The sequence below is a fragment of the Arenimonas maotaiensis genome (genome assembly GCF_014638745.1).
Lineage (GTDB): Bacteria > Pseudomonadota > Gammaproteobacteria > Xanthomonadales > Xanthomonadaceae > Arenimonas > Arenimonas maotaiensis.
Genome location: NZ_BMFO01000002.1, coordinates 657371 through 674272, shown reverse-complemented (window position 1 = coordinate 674272; position 16902 = coordinate 657371). Strand labels below are relative to the sequence as shown.

Sequence of the window (16902 nt, the reverse complement as noted above, 5' to 3'; positions counted from 1 at the left end):
GCCCGCTCGGACGTATTTGACTATATCGAGCGCTTCCACAATCCTTGGATGCAGCGTAGGCTGGATGCTCAGGATCGGAAGTTCAGTGTCTTAACTCAACTGTCCGCGGAAACGGGGTAGAACCCGTGCGATTCCAGCCTCCCTCAGCTCTTCGACAAGGGTTTGCCGGAAGTGCTGGAAATCCTCATCGTCGAGGAACACCGGGCAGCGGTTGATGCCCCGTTGCGTGATATGCATGGGCACGAAAGGCAGCTCGACTCTGGCGGCGCGTGGCATGCTATGACTCCTGTGTGGCTGGAGTCAGCATGCCGTGGCAGGAAACTCCTCGCTACAGGCGGAAACGGAGCGAAGCGTAAGAAAATTCGGGGACGGAGGTACCTCCGTCCCTGTTTTCATTGAATACGCGCCAACTCCGCTTCCAGCCCGGCATCCACGCCGTCCATCATGGCGTTCATGGCATAGGCGCGTTGGTTGGCGTCGCGGTACCAGCGCTGCATCACCGACACGCGCTGGCCGTATTCCTCGTCGCTGAAATAGGCGCTCGGTTCGGCGTTCAGGCGCTTGGCCACGCCTTCGTCCATGCGCTTGGCCTGGGTGTCCATGGCCAGGCAGTACAGATAGGCTTCGCCGGAATTGGCCTTGTCGTAACAGTTGCGGATGGCGGCGGTGGCGCCGGCAATGCCCTGCTCGCGGTAGATGCCGAAGAACGCACCGCTGGCGTTCAGGCCGATCTGTTTCGGGCCGGAAGCGGCGTGCACGGAAGCCGAGACGGCCAAGGCGGCAAAGACGAGGGAGCGCAGGATCATGGGGGCTCGTGGCGCCGTCTGGCGCGGGCAAAGGGGTTGCGGTTAGCATACCCGATTCCTCCGCCGGACCCGCCATGACCGACATCACGCCCGAGCTGATCGCCGCCTACCGCGGCACCGACTACCTCGCCAAGCTGCCGGACGGCCCGGCGACCCTGCGCGTGGATGCGCCCTGCCCGGCGCTGGCGGCGTATCTGGCGCAGGTCGGGGCGGAAACGGCCGCCGTCATCACCGCCTACAACCCCTACAGCATGCCCTGCGACCCGGAAGAAAACCGTGCCGCGCATGCCGCCCTGAAAGACGTACTGAAGTCGATGGGTTTGACCGCCCTGCCCTGCGACGGCACCGATCCGGGCGGCCACTGGCCGACCGAGCACGGCCTGCTGGTACTGGGCATCGGCAAAGCCGCCCTGCGCGGCCTGGCCACGGTGTTCGGGCAGAATGCGGTGCTGTGGATCGAAACGGACGGCGTGCCGCGGCTGGAGCTGTTGCGCTGAAGGCGGAATATGACCGGCTTTCATACGGCTGTCACAAACCCGGCGTAGAGTGCGCGGTGAACAACTTAGACATTGTTCGCTCTCTCCTTCGGATTTTCTCCGCCTCGGCCACCCGTCACACGGTGGCTTCTTTTTTGCCCGAGCGCCGCAAGCCTTGGGAAAATCGGGGAAATTCGGCGTGATTTCGGGTAAAATGGGCGTTTTCTTCCCCTGTTTGGAGCCCGTAATGACCCATCCCGTCCTCGCCGCCCTTGGCCTGTCCAGCACCGAATCCGGCACCTACCTCGGCCGTGGCGAATGGTCCAAGACCACCGACGCCGGCGTGCTCGAACCGGTGAACCCGAGCACCGGCGAAGTCATCGGCAAGGTCTACGCCTCCAGCCAGAGCGATTACGACATCATCGTCGAACGCGCCCAGGAAGCCTTCCAGGTCTGGCGCAGCATGCCGGCGCCGAAGCGCGGCGAAGCCATCCGCCTGTGCGCCGACGCCCTGCGCGCCCACAAGGACGCCTTGGGTTCGCTGGTCGCGCTGGAGATGGGCAAGATCAAGCCGGAAGGCGACGGCGAAGTGCAGGAAATGATCGACATCGGCGATTTCGCCGTCGGTCTGTCGCGCCAGCTGTACGGCCTGACCATGCACTCCGAGCGCCCGGGCCACCGCATGTACGAGCAGTACCACCCGCTGGGCATCGTCGGCATCATCTCGGCCTTCAACTTCCCGGTCGCGGTCTGGGCCTGGAACAGCTTCCTGGCCGGCGTCTGCGGCGACGTCTGCATCTGGAAGCCGTCGCCGAAGACCCCGTTCTCGGCCATCGCCTCGATGAAGATCTGCAACGAAGCCCTGGCCAAGGCCGGCTTCCCGGACATCTTCTTCCTGTTCAACGACGCCGGCACCGAAATCGCCCAGAACTTCGTCGACGACAAGCGCATCCCGCTGATCAGCTTCACCGGCTCCACCCACGTCGGCCGCCTGGTCGGCGAGCGCGTGGCGCAGCGCATGGGCCGTTCGCTGCTGGAACTGGGCGGCAACAACGCCATCATCGTCGACGAGACCGCCGACCTGAAGCTGGCCATCCCGGCCATCGTGTTCGGCGCGGTCGGCACCGCCGGCCAGCGCTGCACCACCACCCGCCGCCTGTTCGTGCACGAATCCATCGCCGATACCGTGATCGAGAAGCTGGTCGCCGCCTACAAGCAGGTCGAGACCAAGATCGGCGACCCGACCCTGGCGACCACCCTGATGGGCCCGCTGAACTCCCAAGAAGCCGTGGCCCAGTTCCTGAAGGCCATCGAAGGCGCGAAAGCGGCCGGCGGCAAGGTGCTGACCGGCGGCGCGGCCATCGAAGGCCGCGGCAACTTCGTGCTGCCGACCATCATCGGCGACATCAAGAATTCCGATGCCGTGGTGCAGGCCGAAACCTTCGCCCCGATCCTGTACGTGATGACCTTCAAGACCGTGGACGAAGCCATCGCGCTGCAGAACGCCGTGCCGCAAGGCCTGAGCTCGGCCATCTTCACCACCAACCTGAAGGCGGCGGAAGCCTTCCTGGCCGCCAGCGGCTCGGATTGCGGCATCGCCAACGTCAACATCGGCACCTCCGGCGCCGAGATCGGCGGCGCCTTCGGCGGCGAGAAGGAAACCGGCGGCGGCCGTGAATCCGGCTCCGACGCCTGGAAGGTGTACATGCGCCGCCAGACCAACACCATCAACTACTCGGATTCGCTGCCGCTGGCGCAGGGCATCAAGTTCGACGTCTGATGTATTCGCTGGCCCGGCTCCTGCTGTTCCGGATGGACGCCGAGCGCGCGCACGCGCTCGGCCTGGCAGGGCTCGAGGCCGCCTACCGCTGCGGCCTGGTCTCCACCTTGGCGACCAAGCCCAAGCCGTTGCCGACCAAGGCCTTCGGCATCGAATTCCCCAACCCGGTCGGCTGCGCCGCCGGGCTGGACAAGAACGGCGAGCACATCGACGCGCTGATGGCGCTCGGCTTCGGCTTCGTCGAGATCGGCACGGTCACGCCGCGGCCGCAACAAGGCAATCCGAAGCCGCGCATGTTCCGCCTGCCCGAGCATCTGGCGGTGATCAACCGCCTGGGCTTCAACAACGCCGGCGTCGACGCCCTGGTGCGCAACGTCGAGCGCGCCAAGCGCGAAGGCATCCTCGGCATCAACATCGGCAAGAACAAGGACACCCCGAACGAACAGGCGGTCGACGACTACCTGTACTGTCTGGAACGGGTGTACGACTACGCCGATTACGTCACCGTCAACATCTCCTCGCCGAACACCGCCGGCCTGCGCGACCTGCAGGGCGAAGAGGCGCTGCGCGTGCTGGTGAACGAACTGCGCGGCGCGCAGGAGGACCTAGCCGCGGTGCGCGGCCACCGCGTGCCGCTGCTGGTCAAGATCGCGCCCGACCTCTCGGAAGCCGAGATCGAAGGCATCGCCGGCGTGTTCAACGCCGCCCGCATCGACGGCGTCATCGCCGGCAACACCACGGTCGACCGCGGTCCGGTCATCGAGCACCCGCTGGCCGCCCAGGTCGGCGGTCTGTCCGGCAAGCCGCTGTACGAGAAATCCACGCATACCCTGCGCCGGTTGCGCCTGCATCTGGACAACACCATCCCGATCATCGGCGTCGGCGGCATCACCGAAGGCGCCGACGCGCTCGGCAAGGTCTCGGCCGGCGCGCAGCTGGTGCAGTTCTACACCGGCCTGGTGTACCGCGGCCCCGAGCTGATCGGCGAATGCGTCGACGCCATGCGCCGGCGCCGGCTGGGCGAAGGCTGATGCAGGGCCTGCGCTGGGCCGACGACGTCTCGTTGCAGGGCCGCAACACCCTGCACGTGGCCGCGCGCGCCGCGGCGATGTGCGACGTGCGCTCGGCCGATCAATTGCCGGAAGCCTTCGAACTGGCGCAGATGAAGGGCCTGGAGGTGCTGGTGCTGGGCGAAGGCAGCAACGTGCTGTTCGCCGGCGATTACCCCGGCCTGGTGCTGCACCTGGGCTTCGACGACTGCCGCGTGCTGTCCGAGGACGGCGACAGCGCGCTGATCCGCGCCGACGCCGGCATGCGCTGGAACGATCTGGTGCACTGGACCCTGGCGCGCGGCTGGAACGGCCTGGAGAACCTGGCGCTGATTCCCGGCACCGTGGGCGCCAGCCCGATCCAGAACATCGGCGCCTACGGCGTCGAAGTCGCCTCGTTGATCGAAACCGTGGAGGCCTATGACCGCGCCAGCGGCCGCATCAAACGCCTGGACAACGCCGAGTGCGCGTTCGGCTACCGCGATTCGCGCTTCAAGCGCGAGCGCGACGACTGGGTGGTGACCGCGGTCGAATTCCGCCTGGGCCGCCATCGCCCGCTGCAGACCGGTTACGCCGGCGTGCCCGAGGAACTGGCCGCGATGGGCGCGGCCGACGCCAGCGCCGTGCAGGTGGCCGAAGCCATCAGCCGGCTGCGCACGCGCAAGCTGCCGAACCCGGCCCTGCTCGGCAACGCCGGCAGCTTCTTCAAGAATCCGTTAGTGCCGGAAGCCCAGGCCGAGGCCCTGCGCACCGCGCACCCGGGCCTGCCGGTGTATCCGGCCGGACAGGACGGCCTGCGCAAGCTCTCGGCCGCTTGGCTGATCGAACAGGCCGGCCTGAAAGGCTACCGCGACGGCGACGCCGGCATCGCCGCCCAGCACGCCTTGGTGCTGGTCAACCACGGCCACGCCACCGGCGCGCAGCTGCTGACGGTGGCGCGCACCGTGATCGACACCGTCCGCGCCCGCTTCGGCATCACCCTCGAGCCCGAACCGCGCATCCTCGGAGCGGCGATGTGATGCCCTCGCGGCGCCGGCATCCGATTGCGCGCGCCGTGGCACTGATGGCGTTCAGCACCGTGCTGTTCGGACTGATGGCGGTGGCCATCCGCCTGGCCTCGGACACCCAGCATCCGTTCGAGATTGCCTTCTTCCGCAACCTGTTCGGCCTGCTGTTCACCCTGCCGCTGCTGCTGCGGCACGGCGCCGGCATCCTGCACACCCGCAAACTGCCGCTGTACCTGCTGCGCTGCGCCATCGGCACGGTCGGCATGCTGTCCGGCTTCTGGGCCATCGTGCACCTGCCGTTGGCGCAGGCGGTGGCCATCTCGTATTCCACGCCGCTGTTCGTGACCATCGGCGCGGTCTGGTTCCTGGGCGAAACCGTCCGCGCCCGGCGTTGGGCGGCGGTGCTGGTCGGCTTCGTCGGCGTCATCGTCTTGATGCATCCGGGCCCGGGCAACTTCAGCGCCGCCAGCCTGGTGGCGCTGTTGGCGGCGGTGATGAGCGCCAGCGTGGCGATCTCGATCAAGTTCCTGACCCGCACCGAGAAGCCGGACGCCATCGTCATCTACACCACCCTGCTGTGGGTGCCGATGTCGCTGCTGCCGGCGCTGTTCGTCTGGCAGTGGCCGTCGGGCATCACCTGGCTCTGGCTGGTGCTGGCCGGCCTGTTCGGCACCGTGGCGCACATGTGCTGGACCCGCGCGCTGCAGCTCGGCGACGCGTCGATGCTGACCCCGATCAGCTTCCTGCAGGTGCTGGTGGTCGGCCTGTTCGGCTGGTGGCTGTTCGGCGAACGGGTCGATGCCTGGACCTTCGCCGGCGCCGGCATCATCTTCGCCTCCATCCTGTACATCGCCCACCGCGAAACCCGCCTGCACCAGCGCACGGTCACCGATCCGGACATCGCCTCGGAAACCTCGCAGCGCTGAATCCGGCGCCGCAACGCCGCGGCGGCATCGGGTACACTGTCGGAAAACCACATCGGGGGATGCAATGGCTACTTTGCTGGGATTCGGGCTGCTGGCGGTCGCGCTGGTCTGGGCGGTGATGGCGTACAACGCCCTGGTCGGCCTGAAGCACAACGTATCCAAGGCCTTCGCCAACATCGAGGTACTGCTCGCCCAGCGCCACGACGAGCTGCCGAAGCTGGTCGAGGTCTGCAAGCAATACTCTCAGTTCGAGCAAGGCACGCTGGAGCGGGTGATGCAGGCGCGCTCGGCGGTGTTCGCCGCCGGCCGCAGCCGCGACATCGAGGCGCTCGGCAGCGCCGAAACCAGCCTGCGCGAAGGGCTGGGCCGGATCAATGCGGTGGTCGAGGCCTATCCGGAGCTGAAGGCCAACGACACCTTCCGCCATCTGCTGGAACGCATCACCGCGCTCGAGGACACCATCGCCGACCGGCGCGAGTTCTACAACGACTCGGTCAACCTCAACAACGTGCGCATCGAGCACTTCCCGGACACCGTCATCGCCCGCCTGTTCGGCTTCGGCCCGTTCAAACTGCTGCGCTTCAGCCGCGAACGGACCGCCGACGTCGACATCGCGCACCTGTTCAAACGCTGATCCGCACGTGTCCGGCGGCAACGAGCGCCTGTGGCCGGCTAACTGGCGCTCGCCCCTGCTCTGGGGCGAGGCCGGCTGGGGCGTCGCCTGCGCGTTCCTGGTGTACGCCGGCCTGCGCACCGGCTTGGCCGGCTTCGGCTACGCCGGCGCCGCGGTCGCCCTGACCGCCTGGATCCGCGCCCGCCACCATTACCGGCAGATCGCCGACATCCCGACCGTGCGTCTGGCTTCGGCGCCGCAGGGTCGGGTGGAACTGCAGGGCAGCGGCGCGCCGATGCCCGAGTATCCGGTGCACAGCCCGCTGACCGGCCTGCCCTGCCTGTGGTTCGATTACACCGTGGAGCGCGGCGAGGGCCGGCAACGGCGCGTGGTGCGCGCCGACACCAGCACCCTGCCGTTCGCCCTGCGCGACGGCGACCGACAGGCGATGGTGCTGCCCGAAGGCGCGCAGGTGATCTCCCGACACCGGCAGCGCTGGCGCAGCGGCGATGAACTGTATACCGAATCGGTGCTGCTGGCCGGCGAGCCGCTGTATGTGCTGGGCGAATATGCGCACGACTGGACCGAATCCGACGGCCACCGCCTGGAGCGTCAGGCCGGCGCCTTGCTGCAGGAATGGAAGCAGGACCAAGCGGCATTGACGCAGCGCTTCGACGGCAACGGCGACGGCGTCATCGACACGCACGAATGGGAAGCGGCGCGCCGGCAGGCCGAGCGGGAGGTACTGACCGGAGGCCACCGGCCGCAACGGGCCGAGCAACAGATCCGCCGGCCGAAATCCGGCGGCGCGTTCATCATCTCGAATTATTCCGCCGCGCAGCTGGCGGCGCGTTTCCGGCGCTGGTCCTGGCTGCACCTGGGCGTGTTCTTCGCCGCGCTGGCCGTGGCCGGTTGGCGCTGAGGGCGTTTTCCGACACCTCGCCGAGCCGCCATCCGACTGCCCTGCGCCCTGGGCATCCTTACAGTCGGCGCTATGCGATTCGACCCGGACCGACACCGACGTAGCAGCATCCGCTTGGCTGGCCACGACTATGCCGGATCAGGCACCTATTTCGTGACCCTTTGCCTGCACGGACGGCAGCCCTTGTTCGGCGAATTGCACCACGGCACGATGCGGCGAAATGGCGTCGGCGAAAAAGTGGCATCTTGCTGGCGGGATCTTACCAACCGGTTCACTGGCATCATGTTGGATACCTTTGTGGTGATGCCGGACCATTTCCACGGCATCATTCACCTAGGTAGGGGCGAACCTTGTGTTCGCCCGGCCAAAATACGCGTCGAATCCGAACGTGAACCGTTCACCTACCCCACCCCGAAATGCACGGCGATGGCCGATGGCATCCACCCCACGTCCGTCAAGGGCGAACACAAGGTTCGCCCCTACGGAACGGCGGATGGCTCTTTGGGCCGCATCGTGCAGGCGTTCAAATCGATCACCACCCTGTCCTACATCGACGGCGTCCGGCGCAACGGCTGGCCCGGTTTCGAAGACCGGCTCTGGCAACGCAACTACTGGGAACGCATCATCCGCAGCGAGGCCGAATTGCATGTGGTCCGTAGCTACATCCTGGAGAACCCGAGGCGGGCCTCAGCCGATTGACGCTCAGCGCGCGCGGAACCGTTTGTCCACGTAGTCGTCGATCAGGGCCACGAATTCGGCGGCGATGTTGTCGCCGCGCAGGGTCATCTTGCGTTCGCCGTCGATGAACACCGGCGCGGCCGGCGCCTCGCCGGTGCCCGGCAGGGAAATGCCGATGTCGGCGTGCTTGGATTCGCCCGGCCCGTTGACCACGCAGCCCATCACCGCCAGGCTCAGGTTCTCGGCGCCGGGATGGCTGATCTTCCATTCCGGCATCTTGGCGCGCACGTGTTCCTGCACGGTCTTGGCCAGTTCCTGGAAGAATTCCGAGGTGGTGCGGCCGCAGCCCGGACAGGCGGTGACCAGCGGCGTGAACGCGCGCAGGCCCATGGTCTGCAGCAGTTCCTGCGCCACGATCACCTCCTGCGTGCGCGAAGCGCCCGGCTCCGGCGTCAGCGAGATGCGGATGGTGTCGCCGATGCCTTCCTGCAGCAGCACCGCCAGCGCCGCGGTCGAGGCCACGATGCCCTTGCTGCCCATGCCGGCTTCGGTCAGGCCCAGATGCAGCGGATATTCGCAGCGCCGGGCCAGGTCGCGGTACACCGCGATCAGCTCCTGTACGCCGCTGACCTTGGCCGAGAGGATGATGCGGTCGTGCGGCATGCCCAGCCGCAGCGCCTGCTCGGCCGAATCCAGCGCCGAACGCACCAGGGCCTCGCGCAGCACGCGGCCGGCGTCCCAGGGCTCGGCGCGCTGCGCGTTCTCGTCCATCAGCTGCTGCGCCAGCGACTGGTCGAGCGAGCCCCAGTTGACGCCGATGCGCACCGGTTTGTCGTAGCGGTTGGCCAGCTCGATGATGGCGCCGAACTGGCTGTCGCGCTTCTTGCCGAAGCCGACGTTGCCGGGATTGATGCGGTACTTGGCCAGACGCTCGGCGCAGGCCGGCTCGGCGGTCAGCAGCTGGTGGCCGTTGTAGTGGAAGTCGCCGACGATCGGCACCTCGATGCCCATCATCGCCAGCTTGTCGGCGATGTGCGGCACGGCCTTGGCCGACTCGGGGTTGTTGACCGTGACCCGCACCACTTCCGAACCGGCGCGCCAAAGCTGGCCGATCTGCTTGACGGTGGCGGCGACGTCGGCGGTGTCGGTGTTGGTCATCGACTGCACCATGATCGGCGCGTCGGCGCCGACGCGGACGCGGCCGACGGTGACGGTATGGCAGGCGCGGCGCGCGGCCGTGCGGGTTTCAGCATTCATCGGAACGGGGTTTCCTCAGGATTCTTCGGTGAGCAGGGTGTAATCCATGGCCAGTGCCGCATGCGCGACCGAGGCCTTGACCGTGCGCATGCCGGTCGGCGGCCCCAAACGGAAGGGTTCGTAGCCGTACAGTACGTCGAAGCCGGATTTCGGCGCGTCCAGACGCCCGGCCAGCACATAGCCGGGCGCGATGCCGTCGTCCAACGGCTGCAGCGCCAGAGCGCGCAGGGGCTGGCCGCGATGGTCGCCGCCGGGACGCACGGCCACCGCCAGGCAGCGCCGGCTCAGCAGTTCCACGCCGGCCATCAGGCCGCCGTCGGCGCCGTAACGCAGCCAGCGGATCACGCCCAGCATCCAATCCGGTTCCAGGCCCGGCGCCGATCCGTTCAGCCCCACCAGCTCGCCGATGCGCGCGCGCGGCTGCTGTCCGGCCGGCCAAAGCAGGCGGTAGCCGCCGAGCCCGTGATCGAGCACCTGCGCCGGCAGCAGCCGGTGCAGCGGACTGTCGCCGGCATGCAGCCAATCGGCGCCGAGGCGGATGCCTTGGCTGCCCAGGCGCGACAGATTCTGGATGTAGCTGTCGAAATCCATGCGGCCGGCGGCGAAATAATGCACCGCGCTCAGACCGACCGTGGTTTCCAGCGCGAAACCGCCCGGCAGCCGCGGCGCGCCGCGGGCGGCGGCCTGGCCGAGCGCGCGCAGCATGCGCCGCAACAGCGCGACCGGCGCTTCGACGCGGCCGCTCGGCGGCGTCAACACCGAGACGCCGTCCTGCGCGGCGGATGCGGCATCGGACAGCGTCTGATAGAACTGGGCGAAATCGATGTAGCCGGCGTCTTCGTCGAGTTCGACCGGGCGCGCCTCGTCCTGCGGCAGCGGCGCGCGATGCTCGACGCCGGACGGACCGACGATGACGCAGTGGCCGTCGCATTCGCTGACCAGCTGCCGGATGCGGTCCTGTTCGGCCGGCGCGAACGCCAGCGGATTGACCAAGGCCAGCAGCGCGGTCTGGGTGTATTCCAGCTGCGGCCGGTAACCGCCGGGCACCAGCGGGTCGTCGACCGTCTTCTGGTGCAGCTTGCACTCGGCGGCGAACCGGTACAGCCGGTGCAGGCCGAGCCAGACGCCCTCGGGCGGGTCGCGGTAGATCTTCCAGGTCAGCTGCAGGGCCTGGGTGTAGTGCCAGAGCCCGCGGCCGATGGCGACCGCGACGTTGCCGCCGCGCAGCAGCGGAACCTTGCCGTCCGGGTGGCAGATCTCGGCGCAGGCCATGCGGTAACCGTCGGCCAAGGCCATGTGCAATTGCTGCGCCAGCGCTGCCGCCGACAGCCGTTCGTCGGTCAGCGGCAAGGGGCTGTTGAGGAACTGGCGCTCGAGCCAGAGGATGGTCTCGATCGCGACCGTGCGCAGGGTCTCGAGCTGGTTGAAGCGGTCGGCGCCGGACATCGGCGTCGACATCGCGGAGAAGCCGGCGTCGCGGAGGAACTCGCCGGTGCGCACGATGTTCTGGCGCGGCAGGTTGTCCAGCCATTGCTTGAGCGCGCGGCCGCCGGCGGGCGGCGCCGGGTTGGCCGTCACGGCGCCCGGCGGCAGGCCCTCCGACAATTCCCTGTACGCTCGCGACATGCCGCCCTCCTGATGCCGGTAGTTTAATGGAAATCGCCGGGGCCGGCTCGCTCGGGTATCCTATGGCGGTGAACGAATCCTCCCCCACCGCGCCGGCGCGGCGCGTGCTGAAACCGGCCCAGCTCAACGCCTTGGCCAAGAATCTGCTGGAATCGAACTTCGCCCAGATCTGGATCGAGGGCGAAATCAGCAATCTGGCGCGTCCGGCCTCCGGCCATCTGTATTTCACCCTGAAGGACAGCCAGGCCCAGGTGCGCTGCGCCATGTTCCGCAGCCGCGCCCTGTATCTGCCGCAACCGGTGAAGGACGGCCAGCAGGTGCTGGTGCGCGCGCGCGTGACCCTGTACGAGCCGCGCGGCGATTACCAACTGGCGGTCGAGTCGATCGAACCCGCCGGCCAAGGCGCGCTGCAGCAGGCGTTCGAGGCGCTGAAACGAAAATTGGAGGCCGAAGGCCTGTTCGCGCCGGCGCGCAAGAAGCCGCTGCCGGCCTTCGTGCGCCGGCTGGCGCTGTTGACCTCGCCGCGCGGCGCCGCCGTGCACGACGTGCTGACGGTATTGGCGCGCCGGCACCCGCTGCTGCCGGTGGAGCTGTGGCCGGTGCCGGTACAGGGCAGCGATGCCGCGGCGCAGATCCGCGCCAGCCTGCAGGCCGCCATCGCCAGCGGCCGTTATGACGCCATCCTGATCACCCGCGGCGGCGGCTCGCTGGAGGACCTCTGGCCGTTCAACGACGAGGCCCTGGCCCGGCTGGCGGCCGACAGCCCGGTGCCGGTGGTGTCGGCCATCGGCCACGAGGTCGACGTCAGCCTGCTCGATTTCGCCGCCGACCTGCGCGCGCCGACGCCCTCGGCCGCGGCCGAACTGCTGTCGCCGGACCGCACCGAACTGTTGGCGCGTATTGCCCACAGCCGGCGCAAACTCGCCGAACGGCTCGATACCCGGCTGCGCGACGCCGGACAACGCTGCGATATCGCCTATCTGCGCCTGCAGGCCCTGCGTCCGGCGCAACGCCTGCAGGCCGGCCGGCAGAACCTGCATGGCCTGCACCTGCGTCTGCGGCACGCCTTGCTCGAACGGCTGGCCGGCAAGGCCGAAGCGGTACGCCGTTGCGCGCATCGTCTGGAGCGGGCCGGACCGCAGCACCGGATCGCCCTGCAACGCGCCGGCGTGGTTGGCTTGCAGCTGCGCCTGCACCGCGGTCTGCAACGCGGGCTGGATGCCCGGCTGGCGCGCCTGAAGCAGGCCGGCGGCGCATTGAACGCGCTGAGCCCTCTGGCCACCCTGGGCCGCGGCTACAGCATCCTGCGCGACGGCGACGGCCGCGTCATCCACTCCGTCCGCCAAACCGCGCCCGGCCAGCGGCTCGACGCGCGCCTGGCCGACGGCAGCCTGTCCCTTACCGTGAATTCCGATGACCGATAAACCGAACTCCCCGATCACCTCGCTGAAAGGCCTGTTGCCCTATCTGCGTCCGCATCGTCCGCTGCTGGCGCTGTGGCTGACGGCCTTGGCGCTGTCGTCCGCGGCCACGCTGTTCTTCCCGGTCGCCATCAAGCATCTGGTCGACCAGGGCTTCTCGCGCGACGGCGACATCGACCGCTGGTTCATCCTGCTGTTCGCGGTCGCCGCGCTGTTGGCGCTGGCCACCGCCGCGCGCTTCTTCTTCGTGTCGCTGCTCGGCGAGAAGGTCGTGGCCGACCTGCGCAAGCGCCTGTACGCGCACCTGATCCGGCTCGACATGGGCTTCTTCCAGGAGACGCGTTCGGGCGAACTGCTGTCGCGGCTGTCGGCCGACGCCGAACTGTTGCGTTCGGTGATCGGCTCCAGCATGTCGGTGGCGCTGCGCAGCGGCATCACCGTGATCGGCAGCGCGGTGATGATGGTGGTCACCGCCCCGCGCCTGGGCGTGTTCGTGCTGGTCGGCATCCCGCTGCTGGTGCTGCCGATGGTGCTGTCCGGACGCGGCGTGCGTGGCGCCTCGCAGAACGCGCAGGACCGCCTGGCCGACGCCAACGCCCGCGCCGGCGAAGCCTTCGCCGCCGTGCACACGGTGCAGAGCTTCGCGCGCGAGGATTTCGAAACCGCGCGCTACGATTCGGCCATCGACTACGCGCTGAAGGCCGCGCGCCGGCGCATCTCGATGCAATCCGGACTGACCGCGCTGGTGATCCTGCTGATCTTCGGCGGCATCACCCTGATCCTGTGGTCGGGCGCGCGCAGCGTGGTGTCCGGGCAGATGAGCGCCGGCACCCTGACCCAATTCGTGTTCTACGCCATGATCGGCGCCGGCTCGGTCGGCGCCTTGGCCGAAGTCTGGGCCGAGGTCCAGCGCGCCGGCGGCGGCATGAACCGGATCGGCGAACTGCTGGCCCGCACCGGCGCCCTGACGGCGCCGGCGCAGGCGCATGCCCTGCCCGCGGGCGAATTGCCGATCCGCTTCGAGGATGTCGCCTTCGGCTATCCGAGCCGGCCGGACGAACGCGCCCTGCACGGCTTCAGCCTCGATATCCGGCCCGGCGAAACCGTGGCCCTGGTAGGACCGTCCGGCGCCGGCAAGAGCACGGTGTTCCAGCTGCTGCTGCGTTTCTTCGACCCGCAATCCGGCCATATCTCGGTCGGCGGACTCGATGTCCGGCAATGGCCGGCGGCGGACCTGCGCGGACGCATCGCCATCGTGCCGCAGGACCCGGTGATCTTCGCCGGCAGCGCGCGCGACAACATCCGCTACGGCGACCTGGACGCCGACGACGACGCGGTGATCGCCGCCTGCCGCGCGGCCGAGGCCTGGGACTTCATCCAGGCCCTGCCCGAGGGACTGGACAGCGAGCTCGGCGAACGCGGCGCGCGCCTGTCCGGCGGCCAGCAGCAGCGGCTGGTGATCGCCCGCGCGCTGCTGAAGAACGCGCCCATCCTGCTGCTGGACGAGGCCACCAGCGCGCTCGACGCGCAATCCGAACGCGCGGTGCAGACCGCGCTGGAGCACCTGATGCGCGGCCGTACCACGCTGGTCATCGCGCACCGCCTGGCCACCGTGCTGAAGGCCGACCGCATCGTGGTGATGGACAAGGGCCGCGTGGTCGCCACCGGCACGCACCAGAGCCTGATGGCCGAAAACGGCCTGTACGCCGAACTGGCCCGCCTGCAGTTCGAACAAAGCGCCGGCGCGGCCTGAACTCGCGCGTCGGCCGCGGCCGTGGCATGATGGCGGCCAATGCCGCCTAGGGAGAGCCTGCCATGCGTCACCGCGTCCGTATCGCTTTGCCGTTGCTGTCCGCCGCCCTGCTGGGTGCCTGCGCCGGGGTACCGGCGAAACCGGCCGACCCGCTGGCCGGCAGCGCCTGGCGGCTTGAACGCATCGAGTACATGGACGACACCACGGTCACGCCCGACGGCGCCCGCCGCTACGGCATCGCGTTCGACGCCGAGGGCAACGTCAGCATCCAGGCCGACTGCAACACGCTCGGCGGCCGCTATACCTACACGCCGCCGTCCGGGCTGGAATTCGGCATGCTGCGCAGCACCTTGGCGTTCTGCGGCGAAGGTTCGCTGTACGACCGCATCCGCAAGGACATGCCGTACGTGCGCTCGTTCGTGCTGAAGGACGGACAACTGCACGTGGCGCTGATGGCCGACGGCGGCATCTACCGGTTCTCGCCGGCGCCGAAGCCGTAATTTCCGCCCTGAAAAAAACGCCCCAATCGGGGCGTTTTTTTCAGCGGGCGCGTTCGCGCGAGCCGGGCGTGAGGGACGCCAGCGACAGGTTCTCGGTGCGGCACTCGGACAGCACCTGCGTGCCGGGGCCATGCGCGTAGATGAACTGGCCCTGTTTCAGGGTGTCGATCATCGGCCTGGCCACCGCCGTGCGCACCGCCGGACAACCCCAGGAGCGGCCCAAGCGGCCTTTGGCCGGCGCCGCGGCCGGATTCACATACGGCGCGCCATGCATCACGATCAGACGGCGCATGGCCGATTCGTTGTAGCCCTTGCTCAGGCCGTGCAGCTTCAGCGAATAGCCGTTGCCGCCCTGGTAGGTGGTGTCGGTGTAAAACAGACCGAGGCTGGTCTGGTGACTGCCTTCACGGTCGGAGAAGGCCTTCGGCACGTCCTCGCCGGAACCTTGCCCGTGCGCCACGTGTTCCTCGAACAGCAGCTTCTGCGCTTTCAGGTCGAACACCCAGAGCCGCGGCAGGCGCGACGGGATGGTGTAATCGATGATCGCCAAGCGGCTCGCGAGCTGGCCGACGCCGTGGTTCTGGGCGCATTGCATGGCGGTCAGCGCTTCCTTGACCACCGCCGGGCTGAGTTTCGGCGCCAGACGCTGGATCAGGGCGGCCTCATCGGCATGGGCCGACAGCGGCAACGCCAACGCGGCGGACAGCAGGAACAATGGACGCATGCGATACCTCGCGGAAAAAGAACGCATTCTGGACACAGTAGCCAATACCGGCCCTGAACACAAGCCGGAATCCTGAATAAACCTGAATGAATTCATTAAGATAGAGTTAACCGATGGGCACGGCGCAGCCACCGCGTGACCGCGCGCACAGTATCGGCAACAACACGGCAGATGCGATTACGACATCATCCGGTCGAGGAAGGACTTCACGCCGTCGAAGAACGTGCTCGATTTCGGCGAGTGCTTGGCGCCCTCTTCGCCGGCGAAGGTGCTTTCGAACTCGGCCAGCATCTCGCGCTGCTTGGCGGTGAGGTTGACCGGGGTTTCCACCACCACCCGCACCAGCAGATCGCCGGTGGCGTGGCTGCGCACCGATTTCACGCCCTTGCCGCGCAGGCGGAACACCTTGCCGGTCTGGGTTTCGGCCGGGACCTTGACCAAGGCTTCGCCCTGCAGGGTTGGCACGGTGAGTTCGGCACCGAGCGCGGCCTGGCTGAAACGGATCGGCACTTCGCAGTACAGGTCGTTGCCGTCGCGCTGGAAGATCGCGTGCTCGCGCACATGCACTTCCACGTACAGGTCGCCGGCCACGCCGCCGGCCGGGCCGGCTTCGCCCTCGCCCTGCAGGCGGATGCGGTCATCGGTATCGACGCCGGCCGGAATCTTGACGCTGAGCGTCTTCTGGCTTTGCGTGCGGCCTTGGCCGTGACAGGCTTTGCAGGGCTTGGCGATGGTCTCGCCGCGGCCGCCGCAGTTCGGGCATGGCTGCTGCACGGCGAAGATGCCGCGCTGCATGCGCACCTGGCCGCGGCCTTGGCAGGTCTTGCAGGTCTCGACCTTGCCGTCTTCCGAACCCGAGCCGTGGCAGGGCTCGCAGGCCACCAAGGTCGGGATGTCGATGCGCTTCTCGACGCCGGCCACCGCCTCTTCCAGGTCCAGTTCCAGCACCACGCGCAGATCCGAGCCGCGGCGCGGACCGCGCTGGGCGCGGCCGCCGCCGAAGATGTCGCCGAAGATGTCGCCGAAGATGTCGCCCATGTCGGCGTAACCGGCGCCGCCGCCCATGCCGTGCTCGAACGCGGCGTGGCCGTGCGCGTCATAGGCGCGGCGCTTGCCGGCGTCGCTGAGCACTTCATAGGCTTCCTTGGCTTCCTTGAACGCGTGCTCGGCCTTCTCGTCGCCGGGGTTGCGGTCGGGATGGTGCTTCATCGCCAGACGGCGATAGGCCTTCTTCAACTCCTCGTCCGAGGCGTTGCGGGCCACGCCCAGGATGTCGTAATAGTCGCGCTTGCTCATGCTCGGGAAAAATCCGGTTCGTGTTCACGGAAAAACCCACGCCGGCGGAGAACCGGCGTGGGTCGGGT

Annotated in this window: 17 protein-coding genes and 1 pseudogene; 12 read left to right on the top strand and 6 right to left on the bottom strand. The window is 68.1% G+C overall.

Annotation, left to right across the window (positions count from 1 at the left end; all coding sequences use genetic code 11):
- Nucleotides 1-120, top strand: a pseudogene (locus IEV56_RS07365) (IS3 family transposase); the annotation flags it as partial.
- Here IEV56_RS07365 and IEV56_RS07360 read toward each other — a convergent pair.
- Both IEV56_RS07360 and IEV56_RS07355 read right to left on the bottom strand, forming a co-directional pair.
- The gene (locus tag IEV56_RS07360; protein WP_188449395.1) at nt 91-276 is read right to left on the bottom strand and encodes a hypothetical protein; all 186 of its coding nucleotides are present in this window, start codon (nt 274-276) and stop codon (nt 91-93) included. The pseudogene IEV56_RS07365 and the gene IEV56_RS07360 overlap by 30 nt on opposite strands.
- Before the next feature lie 116 nt (nt 277-392).
- Nucleotides 393-806, bottom strand: a complete 414-nt coding sequence (locus tag IEV56_RS07355; protein WP_188449316.1) for a hypothetical protein — start codon at nt 804-806, stop codon at nt 393-395.
- A gap of 74 nt (nt 807-880) precedes the next feature.
- Here IEV56_RS07355 and IEV56_RS07350 point away from each other — a divergent pair, with 74 nt between their 5' ends.
- From IEV56_RS07350 to IEV56_RS07315, 8 genes are all read left to right on the top strand, one after another.
- The gene (locus IEV56_RS07350; RefSeq protein ID WP_188449313.1) at nt 881-1303 is read left to right on the top strand and encodes a DUF3293 domain-containing protein; all 423 of its coding nucleotides are present in this window, start codon (nt 881-883) and stop codon (nt 1301-1303) included.
- A 226-nt stretch (nt 1304-1529) separates the two neighbouring features.
- Nucleotides 1530-3062 carry an L-piperidine-6-carboxylate dehydrogenase gene (amaB, locus tag IEV56_RS07345; RefSeq protein WP_188449311.1) on the top strand — a complete coding sequence of 511 codons (1533 nt, stop codon included), beginning with the start codon at nt 1530-1532 and terminating at the stop codon, nt 3060-3062.
- The gene (locus tag IEV56_RS07340; RefSeq protein WP_188449309.1) at nt 3062-4093 is read left to right on the top strand and encodes a quinone-dependent dihydroorotate dehydrogenase; all 1032 of its coding nucleotides are present in this window, start codon (nt 3062-3064) and stop codon (nt 4091-4093) included. The genes amaB and IEV56_RS07340 overlap by 1 nt, the downstream gene beginning before the upstream one ends.
- Nucleotides 4093-5130, top strand: a complete 1038-nt coding sequence (murB, locus tag IEV56_RS07335) for a UDP-N-acetylmuramate dehydrogenase (RefSeq protein WP_188449307.1) — start codon at nt 4093-4095, stop codon at nt 5128-5130. The genes IEV56_RS07340 and murB overlap by 1 nt, the downstream gene beginning before the upstream one ends.
- Nucleotides 5130-6044 (top strand): DMT family transporter, encoded by a 915-nt coding sequence (locus tag IEV56_RS07330; RefSeq protein ID WP_188449305.1) that lies wholly within the window; start codon nt 5130-5132, stop codon nt 6042-6044. The genes murB and IEV56_RS07330 overlap by 1 nt, the downstream gene beginning before the upstream one ends.
- Nucleotides 6045-6108: 64 nt before the next feature.
- Nucleotides 6109-6678, top strand: a complete 570-nt coding sequence (locus IEV56_RS07325) for a LemA family protein (RefSeq protein WP_188449303.1) — start codon at nt 6109-6111, stop codon at nt 6676-6678.
- A 7-nt stretch (nt 6679-6685) separates the two neighbouring features.
- A complete protein-coding gene (locus IEV56_RS07320; protein ID WP_188449301.1) occupies nt 6686-7579 on the top strand; it encodes a hypothetical protein in 894 nt (297 codons plus the stop codon).
- A gap of 114 nt (nt 7580-7693) precedes the next feature.
- The gene (locus IEV56_RS07315) at nt 7694-8278 is read left to right on the top strand and encodes a transposase (protein ID WP_188449299.1); all 585 of its coding nucleotides are present in this window, start codon (nt 7694-7696) and stop codon (nt 8276-8278) included.
- A 3-nt stretch (nt 8279-8281) separates the two neighbouring features.
- On the opposite strand, the gene ispG is transcribed toward IEV56_RS07315, so the two are convergent.
- Nucleotides 8282-9514 (bottom strand): flavodoxin-dependent (E)-4-hydroxy-3-methylbut-2-enyl-diphosphate synthase, encoded by a 1233-nt coding sequence (gene ispG, locus IEV56_RS07310; protein ID WP_188449297.1) that lies wholly within the window; start codon nt 9512-9514, stop codon nt 8282-8284.
- A gap of 15 nt (nt 9515-9529) precedes the next feature.
- Entirely contained in the window at nt 9530-11140 is a 1611-nt protein-coding gene (locus tag IEV56_RS07305; RefSeq protein WP_188449295.1) for a hypothetical protein, read from the bottom strand.
- A gap of 68 nt (nt 11141-11208) precedes the next feature.
- Between IEV56_RS07305 and xseA the strand changes: the two genes are divergently transcribed.
- The 3 genes from xseA to IEV56_RS07290 all read left to right on the top strand — a co-directional run bounded on the left by xseA (nt 11209) and on the right by IEV56_RS07290 (nt 14814).
- Nucleotides 11209-12564, top strand: coding sequence for an exodeoxyribonuclease VII large subunit (gene xseA / locus IEV56_RS07300; RefSeq protein ID WP_425488567.1), 1356 nt, complete (start codon nt 11209-11211; stop codon nt 12562-12564).
- Nucleotides 12554-14314, top strand: a complete 1761-nt coding sequence (locus IEV56_RS07295) for an ABC transporter transmembrane domain-containing protein (protein ID WP_188449291.1) — start codon at nt 12554-12556, stop codon at nt 14312-14314. The genes xseA and IEV56_RS07295 overlap by 11 nt, the downstream gene beginning before the upstream one ends.
- A gap of 62 nt (nt 14315-14376) precedes the next feature.
- Nucleotides 14377-14814: an META domain-containing protein gene (locus tag IEV56_RS07290; RefSeq protein ID WP_188449289.1), complete on the top strand. Its 438-nt coding sequence runs from the start codon at nt 14377-14379 to the stop codon at nt 14812-14814.
- Nucleotides 14815-14854: 40 nt separating this feature from the next.
- Here IEV56_RS07290 and IEV56_RS07285 read toward each other — a convergent pair whose 3' ends face one another.
- Both IEV56_RS07285 and dnaJ read right to left on the bottom strand, forming a co-directional pair.
- Nucleotides 14855-15538, bottom strand: coding sequence for a murein L,D-transpeptidase catalytic domain family protein (locus tag IEV56_RS07285; protein ID WP_229730207.1), 684 nt, complete (start codon nt 15536-15538; stop codon nt 14855-14857).
- Nucleotides 15539-15715: 177 nt separating this feature from the next.
- Complete coding sequence (dnaJ, locus tag IEV56_RS07280) at nt 15716-16834, bottom strand: molecular chaperone DnaJ (protein ID WP_188449285.1); 1119 nt, start codon at nt 16832-16834, stop codon at nt 15716-15718.
- Nucleotides 16835-16902 lie beyond the last annotated feature (68 nt).